Source organism: Pseudoalteromonas sp. CO348, assembly GCF_004208845.1.
GTDB lineage: Bacteria > Pseudomonadota > Gammaproteobacteria > Enterobacterales > Alteromonadaceae > Pseudoalteromonas > Pseudoalteromonas maricaloris.
This window is the reverse complement of sequence record NZ_SGPI01000012.1, coordinates 37,143-52,295: the sequence shown is the minus strand read 5'-3', so window position 1 is coordinate 52,295 and position 15,153 is coordinate 37,143. Positions and strand designations below refer to the sequence as shown.

Here is a 15,153-nt window from a genome sequence, read left to right as displayed (position 1 = left end):
ACAGGACTACGACCATGAATAATAATAATCATAATCGGACCGTGTTTCAGCTCTGTTGCCTTGCACTGGTCGTCACATCAATGACGTTCGCTATTCGCGCAGGAATTTTGGGGCAATTAGGTGAGCAGTTTGGACTCTCAGATACAGAACTTGGTTGGGTTAACGCCATGGCATTTCTGGGCTTTCCCGTCGCAACCATGTTAGGTGGCGCAATCTACAACGCCATTGGCGCCAAAAAGTTAGTTGCCCTCGCCTTTATTTGCCACTTTGCAGGGTTGGTTTTAACCATTACCGCTGACGGTTTTTGGTTACTGCTGATCTCGACGTTTTTAATCGGCTTTGCGAATGGTTCAGTGGAAGCTGGCTGTAATCCACTGATTGCCGAAATGTATCCGAAAAACACCACGACCATGCTCAACCGATTCCATGTCTGGTTTCCAGGCGGCATTGTGATTGGTGCTCTGGCATCGAATGCCATGACTGCATCGGGCTTTAATTGGCAATGGCAAGTTGCTTTGATATTAATTCCAACGCTGATTTATGGAGCGATGATGGTTAAGTCACAGTTTCCTGAATTTGACCGCGCAGATCATTCTACCACCAGCAATCTCAAGCACCTGTTTTCTCCGCTCTACCTATTTTTAATTTGCTGTATGACCTTAACAGCAACAACTGAACTTGGTACACAGCAGTGGATTGAACGCATACTGGGAGCGTCAGGCGCCTCTCCTATGATGATCCTCGCACTGATCACAGGCTTGATGGCATTAGGTCGCTTCTTTGCCGGCCCCATAGTCCATCGCTTTAACCCAACAGGCGTGTTACTCGGCTCTGCAGTATTAGCAACCGCGGGGATTTTCATGATGAGCCAAGCACAAGGGTCAGCAATCTACTTGGCTGCAATATTATTTGCCTTGGGTGTCACTTATTTTTGGCCAACCATGCTGGGCTGCGTTGCTGAATACACCCCAAAAACAGGCGCACTTGGTATGTCTTTAATGGGCGGTGCGGGGATGTTCGCTGTCAGCATGTGGAATCCAGTAATTGGTAGTTGGATTGATTCGGCGCGACTCGAAGCCCAAGCAGCAAACTTAACCGCGCAGCAATCAGAACTAGTTGCAGGTCAAGCGGTGCTTGAAAATATTCTGTTATTCCCGGCCATTCTCATTGCCGCTTTTATCGGCCTTTACCTTTATATCAATAAAAATAAACGCGTTGAGAAATACGCGTAATACCCTTTGTATTAAGTAGCAACAAGTAAAAAGTGAACAGACGAGGTTCCAATATGCTCAACTCTATAAAAATACTAACGCTGGCATTAGCCGTTAGTTGTGCGGCTTGCGCTAGTACAACTGACAACCAATTGAGCCAGCAAGAACAACAAGCTGGATGGCAACTGCTATTCGATGGCAAAGATATGTCGCAATGGCGCAACTTTAAAAGTGACGGCCTAAATAGCCAGTGGCAAGTTGAGGACGGCGCGATGACACTTACCCAAGGTGGTGGCGGCGATATTCTGACCAAAAAACAGTATCAGAATTTTGAGCTCCAGCTCGATTGGAAGATTTCTAAAAAAGGCAACAGTGGGATTTTTGTATTGGCGGATGAAAAAGGTGGAGCTATATACTCCCACGCCCCAGAAATCCAAATTCTAGATAACAAAGAACACCCAGACAATAAAATAGACTCTCACCTTGCAGGTTCTATTTATGACCTGTTCGCAGCGCCAAGTACGGCACATAAACCTGCTGAAGTTTGGAACCAAGTTCGCATTAAGCTACAAGATAGCCACCTACAAGTTTGGCAAAATGGGGTAAGCACGACGAGTATCGTGATTGGCAGCACCACTTGGAATGCTTTGGTTAAGAATAGTAAATTTGCGACATGGCAAGGGTTTGCTGAAAGTAAAAAAGGCCACATCGGCCTGCAAGATCACGGCGACAAAGTCTGGTTCAAAAACATTAAGATCAAGGAGCTATAACTATGGCAACATTTGATCATAAAGTATTGGTCGTTGGCTCAGGTGCCGGTGGCGCAATGGCCGCTTATACACTCACTAAGCTAGGTCATAAAGTTTTATTGTTAGAAGCTGGCAGAAATTACGACCCAAAAACAGAAAGCCCAATGTTCCGCCGTAATAGCGAAGCCCCACTCATGGGCGCTGGCAATAAGGATAAGAACTTTGGTTTTTACGACGCGACAATTGATGGCGGTTGGCAAGTACCAGATGAACCATACACGCGCGCTGAAAACACCGATTTTTATTGGTGGCGTGCACGTATGCTCGGTGGCCGAACCAATCACTGGGGTCGCTACTCGCTGCGTTTTAGTGAGCACGACTTTAAGGGCAAAAGCCGCGATGGACATGGCGCTGATTGGCCGTTTGAATATCAAGACATTGCGCCTTGGTATGACAAAACAGAAGAAATAGTCGGGATCTGTGGTACCAATACCGGCTTGGATGACATGCCCCCTTCTGCACCTGGCGTGTTACAGCCACCACCAACACCAAGAGTACCCGAGTTATTGGTTGCTGCTGCCGCAAAGAAAATGGGGATCCCAGCGGTTCCTATGCACAGAGCGGTGTTGACTCGTAATAAAGACGACCGCTTAGCCTGTTTTTACGCCACACCTTGTGGTCATGGTTGCTCAATTGGTGCGGCATTCCAAACCACAACTTCGCTTATTCCGATGGCCAAAGCGACAGGAAACCTTGAAGTGATCACCGATGCCATGGTGAAGTCGGTCGCGGTGAATGAAGATGGCAAAGTAACTGGTGTGACTTACGTCGATAAAAAGTCTGCACAAGAACATGCAGTCAATGCTGATGTGGTGATTTTGGCGGCCAGCGCCTGTGAATCTGCCCGTATTTTGCTTAATTCTAAACATGCAAAGCATCCCAAGGGACTTGCAAACTCAAGTGGTCAGGTAGGTCGTAATCTAATGGACTCTACCGGTGCTTGGCTTGGTGCACAAATCCCTGCGTTAAAAGGTCGCCCACGTTATAACGAGGACGGCCATACCGGAAACCACCTTTTTATCCCTTGGTGGGGACACAAAGCCCATGAGAAAGGTGAGCTTAATTTCCCACGCGGCTATCACTTTGAAATTAGCAGCGGCTTTAATCAACCGGGCTCTGGCGTGTCTGGCAATAAACAAGGTTATGGTCCTAAGTTAAAACAACAAGTGCGTGACGCTTATGGCTCCTATGTTGGATTTGCACTGCGTGGAGAAATGCTACCGAACAAAAATTCTTACATGGAAATTGACGAAAACGTCAAAGATAAATGGGGGATCCCAGTTGCTAAGTTCCATTTCAAATGGTCTGACAGAGAGCTCAAGCAAATCGAGCATGGTCTCAAAACCGCTAAGCAGATCCTTGAGAACATGGGTGCCAAAGTCGGCGAGCTACCGCCTGCGGAAAAAGCCATTTCAAAAGGCGGTGAGATCATTCATGAGGTCGGCACGACGAGAATGGGCAGCTCAGCAAAAGAATCGGTAACGAATCAGTGGGGCCAAACATGGGACTGTGACAATCTATTTGTGATGGATGCCGGCGTCTTTGCGTCTAACCCCCATAAAAATTGCACCTTAACCATTATGACCTTAGCGATGCGAAACTCCACCTGGTTGGCAGCACAAATTGATAAAGGAGCGCTGTGATGAATACACCTGATCGCGTTGATTCTTATAAATATATTTCAGGCATGACACGTCGCGAGTCATTAAAGTGGTTAGGCTTGCTTGCTGCGGGATCTGCGGTGACACTCACCGCTGGTTGCAGTAAGGCCATTGAAGGTGAAACGGCTGCAGCTGGGCACTGGCCAGATATTGAAATAAAGCCAGTAAGCGCTCAAGGGTATGGCACCGATCCAAACATGATCATGCCGCCAGAATCACCTTGGCCGCTCACCCTCACCGAAGCGCAGCTCACGTTAGTTGCAGTACTAGCTGATTTTATTGTGCCAAAGGAAGGAAATCATCCATCGGCTTCTGAAGTACAAGTACCGAGTGTGATCGATGAATGGGTAAGCGCACCGTATCACGGACAACAAAAAGACAGAGTGACAATACTCCATGCGCTTGCTTGGATTGACGATGAGTCGACTTTGCGCTTTAAAAAGCCATTTATACAACTTAGCGCAACGCAGCAAAGTAAGATTATGGATGATATTGCTTATTTTAATGCACAAACACCAGAGCAATTTCAGCGTATAGGTAAAGCATTCTTGCGCTTTAAAGATCTCGTTCTCGGCGCTTACTTCTGCACACCTGAGGGCTGTCAAGACATAGGTTATCTGGGCAATGTGCCAATTGCAGGTGATTATCCAGGGCCTACTGCCGAAGCCAAGGCGCATCTAGATGGCGTACTCGAAGAGCTTGGGCTAAGCCAGTATGCGTACCGCGACTAACCCTTGAGTCATTTTGTTATGACTAATCCCAAGCGAAGCAGAGTTAGACTCTGCTTTTTTAGTTTTAGGAAGAAATGATGTTTAAAAAAATCGTATTGTTTAAACAAGTAATGCTGTTCATTGCTTTTATTATCGCGCTGCCGCTATACGCGCAGGCATCTTATCAGTCGTTACCAATTAGCGTTCAACTGTGGTCGGTAAAAGATGAATTAGCAAGAGACTTTGATGGCACCTTGCAAGCGCTCGCCAACATGGGATTTGATGGCGTTGAATTTGCGGGAAACTTTGGCAACTATGCCAAAAACCCAAGCAAATTAAAACAAAGACTAGCAGAGCTCGGCTTAGTTGCGAGCAGCGCCCACATCGGCTTTGACGCATTGGCCGAAGAAAAACTAGCAAGCACCCTACTCTTTTACAAAACCTTAGGCGTATCCACGCTCTTTATTCCTTGGGATGAAAGAGCATGGGATAAAAGCCAAGTGAAAGCATTTGTAAAACAGCTTAACCAAGTGCACCAAATTGCCAAACGTTATGATATGAAGATCGGATTTCATAATCATGAAAAGGAATTTAACCCATACGCTAATAGCACGTTTTGGGATTATATCGCCTCCAACACCCCTAGCGACTTCCCACTGCAGCTCGATGTCGGCTGGGTGATTTACGCAGGTAAATCACCCAGCGATTATGTTAAGCGATATGCAGGAAGAACCGTATCGACACATATCAAAATACGTACTCACCAAGGAGATGACAAAAGCCCAATCATTGGCGAAAACCACTACCCTTGGAAAGCACTCATCCAAACCATGCAGCAACACGGCGGCACACAGTGGCTGGTAATCGAACAAGAAGAATACCCAAGTGGCCTAACACCACTAGAAAGCGTCGCCCGCTCAAAAGCGAATTTAGATAAGATACTGAGTGAATAACAAGCGGGAATATGTTTATCCGAAATAGTTAATTATCGCTGTCAGGTTTGATCGCGGGGGCTCGATCGAACTTGACTGTTGAATGATGCGAGAGTGGGAAATGGTAAACGCCCTATTATGTGACGGGTTAAGCTTGACTACACTAGCGAAGAATGAGCGCTAGCCAAGCTTTAGACGTCCACTTCATAAACAGCTTGTTATTTACCGAATACAAAATATAAGCAAAGCAAAATAGAAACTGACAGCAATAGCGATATAGGCCTTTGAAATACTGTACCTGATAGTTTTTGAATACCATGTACCTTTATTCGACTAAAAAAATTGAAAACATGTTCGGCACAAAACAATACAAATACGCCACCAAAACCTAATGCATAAAGTGGCTTTTCATATAATAAAAACCAACTAAAGCAAAACAAAAGTAGAACCCCAACAAACGGAATTAATACTCTCTCTAGTAGTTTGCTGATAATGAACTTCCTTAGGAAAATAACAGCCCATTAGCTTGAACGCTCGAGTATCTCACTTATTTTTAAGTAAAAAACGACAATTATCAAACTAGCTTTATTTAATAATTTTAGTAACTTATCAGTCAAAGGTTACAATTTCAACACACAAATCACTTGCTATATGCGAAGGGTGATCTATCCGGGTCTTCTGTTGGCTCGTTAAGTACACATAGTGTTTAGTTATCGCATTAAAACATGCTCAACTTCATATGTCGCAAGGTTATTTGTCGCCATAAATGGCGACCTACGTAAGATTACTGCGTAAAGTGTCAAAGCTAAACGGAAGGTTGGTTAGTCTTGATAATAAATGCTCAGACTCGGCTTGCAGCGCTGAGAACTTGCTTCGCTAGAGCAACAATGATTGCTATAGCAAAGCAAACAAATATTAGTAACTTGCGTATAGGCAGATACATTAGCCATAAATGCAAACCAAGTAACGTTATCATCAATTTTGCAATGGCAGGTAAATATCGGTGATCAAGTCGCACTCATCCACTTGATGCACAAAATTATGATATTCAAAAAAGCAGCAATGCGCATTTGGCAATTCGCCACTGTCTGCTAGCCAGTTTTGATACAACCAGCGTATAGTTTGCTCCATATTGTCGTGACTCCCTAAATGCCTTACCTTGGCGCAACGCATTTGTGGAATAACACCATTTTCGACGCCAAACGCGTTATCTGGTACTTCAGTGTTTACTGAGCCACACAATTTAAAACGAAATGCGTCTTCAGCCATAGTTTCTGGGTCGCCATTTGGCATGCCAAATGTTCGACTCGTATTAATTGGTGAAAGTCCGCTATTTTGTCGCCAAGCGATAAACTTGCCTGCACTTTCAAATATCTGTTTTGCTGACCCTTTGTGCTCTAAAAAAGCAATTTGAGTCTGTTCAAAGTTAATAATATCGACCTGCATTGTCTGCACTCCTAAATTTTGTGGTGAAAAATTAAAAACGTCATACCAACTAGGCCAATTTGCAGCTTGTCTAAACTGTGAAGGGCTTTGTTCAAAAGTACGTTTAAAAGCTCGAGAGAAGGCCTCAGCACTATCAAACTTTGCTTCGAGTGCAATATCAATAATTTTAATATCGCGCTCAAATGCTAGGCGAAAAGACGCCCGCTTTAATCGCGCCAGCAAAATATACTTACCCACATTCACGCCCAAAAAAGCCACAAATACACGATGAAAATGAAATTTAGATAAAGCAGCAACATCACTAAGCAAACTCACCGTTAATTCATCATCTAAATGTTGATTGATATAATCGCAAACGAGCGAAATACGCTGCTGTAAAAGATTGCTTTGCATAAAGCGCCTATGTGTTAGTAGAACTGCAGACAAGCTTAATCATATCAAAAGCAAGATACTTGATTGAAATTGCTCGATGTAAGAGAGAATGAGGAAATATCCATCCACAAAGATGGAAATAGCGAGGGGTGTCACTTATTTTACTATTTAATCGCGCCAGCTGGTGGTCGAGCGCGCTAAACGCCCGACTATAAGCCTAGAGGATGCCTCGCACTACTTATAAGCGCAGCGCGAGGGGTTAATATTCAGAGGTTTATCCTTGCGTCTTTTCAGCTGCGATTCAAACTTGCTGGCCAACTGGTGTCTCCAGTACGGTGCCATCATCTCTTTGTTCGGCGCTTTGGGGCCAAGCGTAACGTACTCAATCGGAGTCAGATGATCGTCTCTGTGCAGCTCCAGATATAAGCGCGGTGCTTTGCCATTTGCAAAGTCGGGATCTTCACTCTTTATTTCTTTTGCGCCATAGTCCAGATGCGTGACTATCACCCTGTGTTCCTGCTCATCCTTGTAGTTGGCATCTTTTAGGAGATAAGGCAGCGGGCCGAGTAGCCAGGCAAGTGTTTGTAACTTTTCAGATGTGGGTTTATTACCAACAAATTTATCAGCTTCTTTTTTAAGCTTTTTAAAGTCAGCTTGCAGCTTTTTGGCACCCTGACCCAGTATCTTAAAATTATCCTTTAGATAAACAACCCGGTAAAAAGCTGCACTTTCCTGAGGAGACTGCCCGGTATTGGCAAATGAGGGCACTCGTGGCTCTTGCTCAGTGTGGTTGCTCTGATCTTTCATTAAACGATAATCAAAAAAGCGCTCTGTATTATAGGTAATGGCGCAGCCGCAGGCATCGTCATTTAAGTGGTTTTTACTGTAAAAGCGCCACATGTTCAGGCTGTCGCTGTCGGGCAAAAAACAACCAATAAACACAGGGTTACCCTCTTCCGGCTCGTAACCTAATTCCTGCCAGAGTAATTTTCCCTCATTAGGATCATTTACTGCATTAATGTGACCCAGCCTAAAAGGGCTTTTTTCCAATAAAATTGCTTGTCCGACATCAAAGGAGGTGTAGTGGGTCATTGAGGTTTTATGATCGACCTTAAGTATATCTAAGATCTGTTCTCTTAATTTGCTTATAAGCTCTGAAAGCGCAAAACGCTCCGCTCTATCCACCAACTCATAAGCTTCAAAGCTTAGTTCTGGGTCTTTGAGAACCCGCTCACACAGTTTTTTGGTTCGAATGTAGCTTTTCTTTACACCTTCACCGGAAAAATAGATGTAGGCCAGATTGAGCTGGGCGCGGTTATTTCCTTTCTTTACGGCGAGGAGATAATATTTATTGGCTTCTGTGTGGTTTTTTTTCACGCCTCTGCCAAAATCGTACATATAGCCTAGGTTGCACTGAGCATTTGCATCTCCCTGCTCTGCGGCCAACTGGTAATACTTAACCGCTTTCTTATCACTTTGCGCTACGCCTTTTCCTTGATCATACATAACACCCAAGTTGCACTGAGCATTTGCATCTCCCTGCTCTGCGGCCAACTGGTAATACTTAACCGCTTTCTCATCACTTTGCGCGACGCCTTTTCCTTGACTATACATAAGACCCAAGTTGAACTGAGCATCTGCATCTCCCTGCTCTGCGGCCAACTGGTAATACTCAACCGCTTTCTTATCACTTTGCGCTACGCCTTTTCCTTGATCATACATAACACCCAAGTTGAACTGAGCATCTACATATCCCTGCTCTGCAGCCAACTGGTAATACTCAACCGCTTTCTCATCACTTTGCGCTACGCCTATTCCTTGCTCATACATAACACCTAGGTTGCACTGAGCGTGCGCATTACCCTGCTCCGATGCCAACTGGTAATACTTAATCGCTTTCTCATCACTTTGCGCTACGCCTTTTCCTTGATCATACATAACACCCAAGTTGCACTGACCGCGCGCATCTCCCTGCTCCGTCGCCAACTGGTAATACTTAACCGCTTTCTCATCACTTAGCGCTACGCCTTGACCATATTCATACATGAGACCCAAGTAGCACTGACCGCGCGAATCTCCCTGCTCTGCAGCCAACTGGTAATACTCAACCGCTTTCTCATCACTTTGCGCTACGCCTTTTCCTTGCTCATACATAACACCTAGGTTGCACTGAGCGCGCGCATTACCCTGCTTTGCGGCCAACTGGTAATACTCAACCGCTTTCTCATCACTTTGCGCTACGCCTTAACCATTTATATACATAAGACCCAGGTTGCACTGAGCATCTGCATCTCCTCTCTGAGCTTTTTCAATCAGTGCTTGAGTCTCTGGGGTTAATTCGGGGTTCTGTTCTAACATCAATATTCCTTTTAAACTGCTTAACCCCGTAAACATCATGATTGGGGCTGAATGCCCTTATTAAACGATATTTTGTGATGACTGACAATGGGATAGATTTTAATCAGTAAGTGTAGGTTGTCTGTACTAAGAGGGAATGCTTTCACGTAGTTTGGGCACAAGCTTGAAAATCGAAGAAGTCTCTGACCCCCACCTCAAATTTGGAAATCTTGTTACTGATACTTCGCTTCGTTAGGCTAGGGCTAAGAACAAATTTCTTTTGTATCAGCATCGAAGTTATTTGTCGCCATAAATGGCGACCTACATAAAATCGTGGCGTAAAGCCACTCCCACAACACTATTTACGCTGTGATGTAGGAGGTATATCTAGACGCTAAATACTTTCCTCATAATCCAACACTTTAGCGTCATTGGCTTTGTTAAGCAGGCCTCGGCTTTGTGATAGGAAGTGTTTCGCGCTTTCTGAGAAATAATGTTTGGCTTGTGAGAAAGATTGCATTAGGCCTTCTTTATCGCCTTGTTGTAGCTTGGTCAATGTCTGCTCAAAGGTATCTTGATAGCTTGCCAATAACCCTTCTACATCATTAAATTGCGCGAGCATAATATCTGAATAAAGTTCAGGGGATTGCGCAAATAGTCGCCCAACCATCATCAGCTCTAATTGGTAGATAGGCGATGAGCAGCTTCTTAGCTCTTTTAATGAATGGCACTGCTTAGATAAAAACTGCCCATACACAAACGTGGTTAAGTGGCGCATTACCTGGATGATCTGCATGGACTGGTCGTGTTTTTTAGCGTCCATGGGTACCAACTGGCTGCCCCAGATCTTTAGTTGCTTGATTAATCCTTCACATTGCTTTGGCATACGTCCTTCGCACACCACGACAGTTTGCTTAACCCAATGAGATATATCTGGACCAAACATAGGGTGTAGACCGACCACAGGGCCGTTGTGCTTGTTCATTAGTACTTTGAGCGGGGCTTGCTTCACAGAGGTAATATCAGCAAGAATACAGTCATCAGGCAGCGTTGGTAGCGCATTAACAACCTGCTCAAAGGCATTGATAGGAACGCTCACCAATACTAACTTAGCATCACTCAGTAGCTCAGTAGCCTGTGATTGATTGTCTTTGTCTAAAATGCGTACCTCGTAGCCTGAGCGCCTAAACTGTTTCGCAAACAGTTTACCCATGGCGCCTTGACCACCGACAATAACAACCGGAGACATTTTTGGTGCGGCACAGGCGAGTTCACTTTGCTGGTTTTCGTAGGCTTCTCGCATCATACGACGCAGAATATCTTCGACTAAATCAGGGTTTACCCCTTTGGCATCAGCTTCTGCACGCCGGGCTTTGATCAACTCAGCTTCGCGCTTCGGCACGTGTAGCGGTGCGCCCTTTTGCTGTTTTATTTTTCCAACTTGTTCGGTCAATGCTTTGCGCTTTGCAAGTAGCGCGACAAGCTCGCTATCGCAATCATCTATTGCAACGCGTATTGCTTCTAAATCGTTAGCCCCATTCATGATGTAAACTTATATATACAGTAGTAAATTAAATAATACACCGAGTCTAACAAGAAGTGCGCCGCTTTAAAAGTAAGCAACCATGAAAATATCGTGACAAGACGCCTGATATGTCAGTGAGTATTCACAGAATGGAAATAATGAGAGGGATAAAACCAAAACAGGCCGCATAAAGCGGCCTGTTTTATCTGCATTTGATAAATGCGACGTATTAGTTAAGTTTCTCTTTAATACGTGCAGATTTACCAGAACGCTCACGTAGGTAGTAAAGCTTAGCGCGACGAACCGCACCACGACGCTTAACTGCTACGCTGCTGATAAGAGGGCTGTGCGTTTGGAATACACGCTCAACACCTTCACCGCTTGAAATCTTACGAACAGTGAAAGATGAGTGTAGACCACGGTTACGCTTAGCGATTACAACACCTTCAAAGGCCTGTAGACGCTCTTTGTTACCTTCTTTTACGCGTACCTGTACAACTACTGTATCACCAGCGCCGAACGCAGGTACGTCTTGCTTAAGCTGTTCAGCTTCAAGCTCTTTAATAATATTTTGGTTTACTTTTGCCATTTTATTTCTCACATTCCTAGGTGTAACTGTCTTCTAGCCACAAGCTTGGCCATTCTCTTGCTGAAATTCAGCAAGTAATGCCGCCTGCTCCTCAGTCAGAGCTAGGTTACGCAACAAGTCAGGACGACGTTGCCAAGTTCTACCCAAAGACTGCTTTAAGCGCCATTTGGCTATTTCTTGGTGGTTTCCGCTGAGTAATACAGCAGGCACCTGTTTATCATCCAATGTTTCCGGCCGGGTATAATGAGGACAATCTAACAAGCCATCCGAAAATGAATCTTGTTCAGCTGATTGGTTGTGACCTAGTACGCCAGGCACTAATCGTGCAACTGCATCGATTAATGTCATGGCCGGTAACTCACCACCACTCAGTATAAAATCGCCGATGGACCACTCTTCGTCTATATAAGACTCGATGATCCGCTCATCAATACCTTCATAACGACCCGCTACTAAAATCAACTTTTCGGATTGCGCCAATTCGGTCGCACCTTGTTGATCTAGCTTTCGCCCTTGAGGGGACATATAAATTACTTTAGCGCCTGCTCCTGCTGCCGCTTTGGCATCAAGAATAGCTTTTTTAAGAGGCTCAACCATCATCAACATTCCCGGGCCACCACCATAAGGGCGGTCATCCACGGTTCTATGTTTATCAGTGGCGTAGTCTCTCGGGTTCCAACAATTAAACTCAATCAAGCCGTTTTTCACAGCTCGACCCGTTACGCCTTGCTGAGTTATCGCATCAAACATGTCAGGAAAAAGTGAAACCACTCCAACCCATAGCTTTTGCTGATCGCTCATTAAAACGCTGGATCCCAATCTACCGTAATCTTTCTCTCGTCATGATTAATATCCGAAATAACAGAGTCTGTTAAGAATGGAATTAATCTTTCCGATTGGCCAAATGCATCTTTTTTGTTTGCTTTCACAACCAAAACGTCATTTGAACCAGTCTCCATCAAGTCATCAACTATGCCTAAGTCGTAGCCTTTATCGGTTACTACTGACATGCCGATGAGATCTCGCCAATAAAACTCCCCTTCAGGTAATTCAGGAAGCTGCTCAGCATAAACAGCGATTTCAGCATTGGTATAAGCCACTGCTTCATCTCTGTCATTTACCTGTGCAAATTTAGCGATATATCCCTTGTTGTGACGACGCCAGTCGCTCACTTCAAGGTTTTGCCATTTACCTTGTTGCCCTATCAACCATGGGCTGAAATCGAAGATCCCTTGGGGATCGTCAGTAAATGAATGCACCTTAAGCCAACCCTTGATGCCATAAGGAGCACCAAGCTTACCAACAACGATTGTCGAGGTTTTACTTTGACTCATGGTTACACTTACGCCTATTAAGCCGCTTTACGAGCGTCTTTAACCAGTTTCGCAACACGATCTGAAAGAGCTGCACCTTGACCTACCCAGTGATCAACACGAGATAAATCTAAACGTACTTTTTCTTCCTGACCTGCAGCGATAGGGTTAAAGAAACCTACCTTCTCGATGAAACGACCGTCACGCGAGAAACGGCTATCCGCAACCACGATTTGATAGAATGGACGCTTTTTAGCGCCGCCACGTTGCAAACGAATAGTTACCATACCGTCCTCTACATAGATTGACTGTTTTCATTAATAAGTTTGTACTTCCCATTACGGGAAGCTCGGGCATTTTACGCATTTTCACGCGCAATGCAAGTTAATTCCAAAGTTGATGCTTTATTAAGCCCTGCTACAAAAATTACCGCTGAAGTTTCGCACGGCACATTCGTCCCAATAGTGGTACAAAAAATTGACTTTTTCAACACTGCTGAAAAGTCGAAAATCCCTGTTGTTTCATTTATAAGGAAAGCACACATATGAACCAAATGCGCAAAGCAAAACGTTCAATTAAACATCTACTTCTAGGTATACCACTCTTTTCTTTTGCGCTCGTTGCTACTTCAACACTTGCAGCAAACAATGAAGAAATAACGGCTTGTAAACTGTTACGTTTTGGTGACTTCTCGCAGCTAGAGCAAGGTAATGCAGCAATGAGTATCACCAACGCAGAATATGTACCAAGCCAAACCCTAGATGACGACACAGAACTCTGGACATATAAGTATAGTCGCCTATTAGGTGCACCTATACCAAAAGGAACAAACTCTTTACCTGAGCACTGTTTGGTTGAAGGCTATGCCGCACCGACGATACGTTTTCAGCTTAGGTTGCCATTGAATCAAGTTTGGAACCAACGTTTCTTACTCAATGCCTGTATGGGCTTTTGTGGCGAAGTATCCAACTACCCAACGATGGCTGGCGTTATGCGCAATTACGCGACCATGTCTCATGATGGCGGCCATACCGCTGCTGGATTCGATGGTTTGTGGGCTAAAAACAATGTGCCGTTAAGAGAAGACTTCGCCTATAGAGCGAACCATGTGGTTGCTGTTGCAGCAAAAGCGGTTATTGAGCGTTTTTATAGTAAACAACTTAAGTACTCATTTATATCGGGTTGTTCGAAGGGAGGTCATGCAGGGATAATGGCCGCAAAGCGTTACCCAAATGATTTTGATGGCGTGATTGCCAGAGGACCGACGATTAATTACACCAAAGTCAACCTAATTAACTGCATGGATAACGCAAAAGCTATTTTGGATGAAAACGATAACGCACTGCTCGATGCAAGCTACACTGACTTCATTTCACAGGCCGTCATGCAAGCTTGCGACCATAAAGATGGCTTAGTTGATGGATTAATAAGCGACCCAAGACGCTGTGATTTTGACCCGCAAACGCTCCTGTGCAGCGACAACACCACAGGTAAATGCCTGACACCTCGCCAAGTTAACGCAATTAAGGACATATATGCACCATCCTACGACCAACAAGGTAACGTTATTTATGGCGGCCTACCCTATGGCTCTGAACCTGAATGGACAGGTTGGTTGTTCCCTGAAGCACCGTTTATCAAGCCTTATCACTATTATGCTGCAACCGAGTATTTAAAGTACTTGGCTTTTCCTCGAGAAAGATACAATCAAGGCAACTGGAGAGACTTTTCTTATAACAATGAGGCTGGAGAGCTTTCACCTATCTCAAGCTTTATGGACGCCGATCACCCTGATCTCACTGGATTTAAAAATAGCGGTGGCAAAATGATTGTATTACATGGATGGTCAGACGCTGCAATACCCGCATATGCAACTATTGATTGGTATGAGTCAGTTATCAACTATATGGGTAAAGACAACACCTACGACTTTGCTCGGCTATTCTTGCCACCAGGATTGGTGCATTGTGGTATCGAGGGACCTGGCGCTGAAACCTTTGATGCTATCGCAGCGCTAGCGCATTGGCTTGATACAGGCATAGCACCGGATGCGCTTATGACGCAAAAAGAAGATCCGCAGGGTAATATTCTTTTCACTCGCCCTGTTTACCCCTATCCACAAGAAGCCCAGTACATTGGTACAGGCGACCCTAAAAAAGCAGAAAACTTTAGGCCAATAGTGCCCAATTTTAAGAATAACTAAGTAAACAAAAAGGCAAGCCCCATGGCTTGCCTTCACGTTATAAAA

Annotated in this window: 13 protein-coding genes and 1 pseudogene; 6 read left to right on the top strand and 8 right to left on the bottom strand. The window is 44.6% G+C overall.

Annotated elements, in window-relative coordinates; translation table 11 throughout:
- Positions 1 to 14: 14 nt before the first annotated feature.
- The 5 genes from EXT48_RS04805 to EXT48_RS04785 all read left to right on the top strand — a co-directional run bounded on the left by EXT48_RS04805 (position 15) and on the right by EXT48_RS04785 (position 5,344).
- Positions 15 to 1,232: a sugar MFS transporter gene (locus EXT48_RS04805; RefSeq protein WP_130163741.1), complete on the top strand. Its 1,218-nt coding sequence runs from the start codon at positions 15 to 17 to the stop codon at positions 1,230 to 1,232.
- Positions 1,233 to 1,285: 53 nt separating this feature from the next.
- On the top strand, positions 1,286 to 1,981 hold the full coding sequence (locus EXT48_RS04800) for a DUF1080 domain-containing protein (protein ID WP_130163740.1): 696 nt from the start codon (positions 1,286 to 1,288) through the stop codon (positions 1,979 to 1,981).
- A 2-nt stretch (positions 1,982 to 1,983) separates the two neighbouring features.
- Positions 1,984 to 3,663 (top strand): GMC family oxidoreductase, encoded by a 1,680-nt coding sequence (locus EXT48_RS04795; RefSeq protein ID WP_010606697.1) that lies wholly within the window; start codon positions 1,984 to 1,986, stop codon positions 3,661 to 3,663.
- Positions 3,663 to 4,412, top strand: a complete 750-nt coding sequence (locus EXT48_RS04790; RefSeq protein WP_130163739.1) for a gluconate 2-dehydrogenase subunit 3 family protein — start codon at positions 3,663 to 3,665, stop codon at positions 4,410 to 4,412. Before EXT48_RS04795 ends, EXT48_RS04790 begins: the two co-directional genes overlap by 1 nt.
- A 74-nt stretch (positions 4,413 to 4,486) precedes the next feature.
- Positions 4,487 to 5,344 (top strand): sugar phosphate isomerase/epimerase, encoded by an 858-nt coding sequence (locus EXT48_RS04785; RefSeq protein WP_130163738.1) that lies wholly within the window; start codon positions 4,487 to 4,489, stop codon positions 5,342 to 5,344.
- Positions 5,345 to 6,298: 954 nt separating this feature from the next.
- Here EXT48_RS04785 and EXT48_RS04780 read toward each other — a convergent pair.
- From EXT48_RS04780 to rpsP, 8 genes and pseudogenes are all read right to left on the bottom strand, one after another.
- Entirely contained in the window at positions 6,299 to 7,162 is an 864-nt protein-coding gene (locus tag EXT48_RS04780; protein ID WP_130163737.1) for a GyrI-like domain-containing protein, read from the bottom strand.
- 213 nt (positions 7,163 to 7,375) lie between these two features.
- Positions 7,376 to 8,911, bottom strand: a complete 1,536-nt coding sequence (locus tag EXT48_RS04775; protein ID WP_346654655.1) for a tetratricopeptide repeat protein — start codon at positions 8,909 to 8,911, stop codon at positions 7,376 to 7,378.
- Positions 8,903 to 9,382 (bottom strand): annotated as a pseudogene (locus EXT48_RS24025) (tetratricopeptide repeat protein); the annotation flags it as partial. The gene EXT48_RS04775 and the pseudogene EXT48_RS24025, both read right to left, overlap by 9 nt.
- A gap of 490 nt (positions 9,383 to 9,872) precedes the next feature.
- On the bottom strand, positions 9,873 to 11,021 hold the full coding sequence (tyrA, locus tag EXT48_RS04770; protein WP_045989966.1) for a bifunctional chorismate mutase/prephenate dehydrogenase: 1,149 nt from the start codon (positions 11,019 to 11,021) through the stop codon (positions 9,873 to 9,875).
- Between the two features lie 211 nt (positions 11,022 to 11,232).
- Positions 11,233 to 11,592: a 50S ribosomal protein L19 gene (gene rplS / locus EXT48_RS04765; protein ID WP_017216162.1), complete on the bottom strand. Its 360-nt coding sequence runs from the start codon at positions 11,590 to 11,592 to the stop codon at positions 11,233 to 11,235.
- A 33-nt stretch (positions 11,593 to 11,625) separates the two neighbouring features.
- Positions 11,626 to 12,393, bottom strand: a complete 768-nt coding sequence (gene trmD / locus EXT48_RS04760) for a tRNA (guanosine(37)-N1)-methyltransferase TrmD (RefSeq protein ID WP_130163735.1) — start codon at positions 12,391 to 12,393, stop codon at positions 11,626 to 11,628.
- Complete coding sequence (gene rimM, locus EXT48_RS04755; protein ID WP_010371053.1) at positions 12,393 to 12,926, bottom strand: ribosome maturation factor RimM; 534 nt, start codon at positions 12,924 to 12,926, stop codon at positions 12,393 to 12,395. The genes trmD and rimM overlap by 1 nt, the downstream gene beginning before the upstream one ends.
- Positions 12,927 to 12,943: 17 nt before the next feature.
- A complete protein-coding gene (gene rpsP / locus EXT48_RS04750) occupies positions 12,944 to 13,192 on the bottom strand; it encodes a 30S ribosomal protein S16 (RefSeq protein ID WP_010371051.1) in 249 nt (82 codons plus the stop codon).
- 257 nt (positions 13,193 to 13,449) lie between these two features.
- Between rpsP and EXT48_RS04745 the strand changes: the two genes are divergently transcribed.
- Positions 13,450 to 15,108 (top strand): tannase/feruloyl esterase family alpha/beta hydrolase, encoded by a 1,659-nt coding sequence (locus EXT48_RS04745; protein WP_130163734.1) that lies wholly within the window; start codon positions 13,450 to 13,452, stop codon positions 15,106 to 15,108.
- Positions 15,109 to 15,153 lie beyond the last annotated feature (45 nt).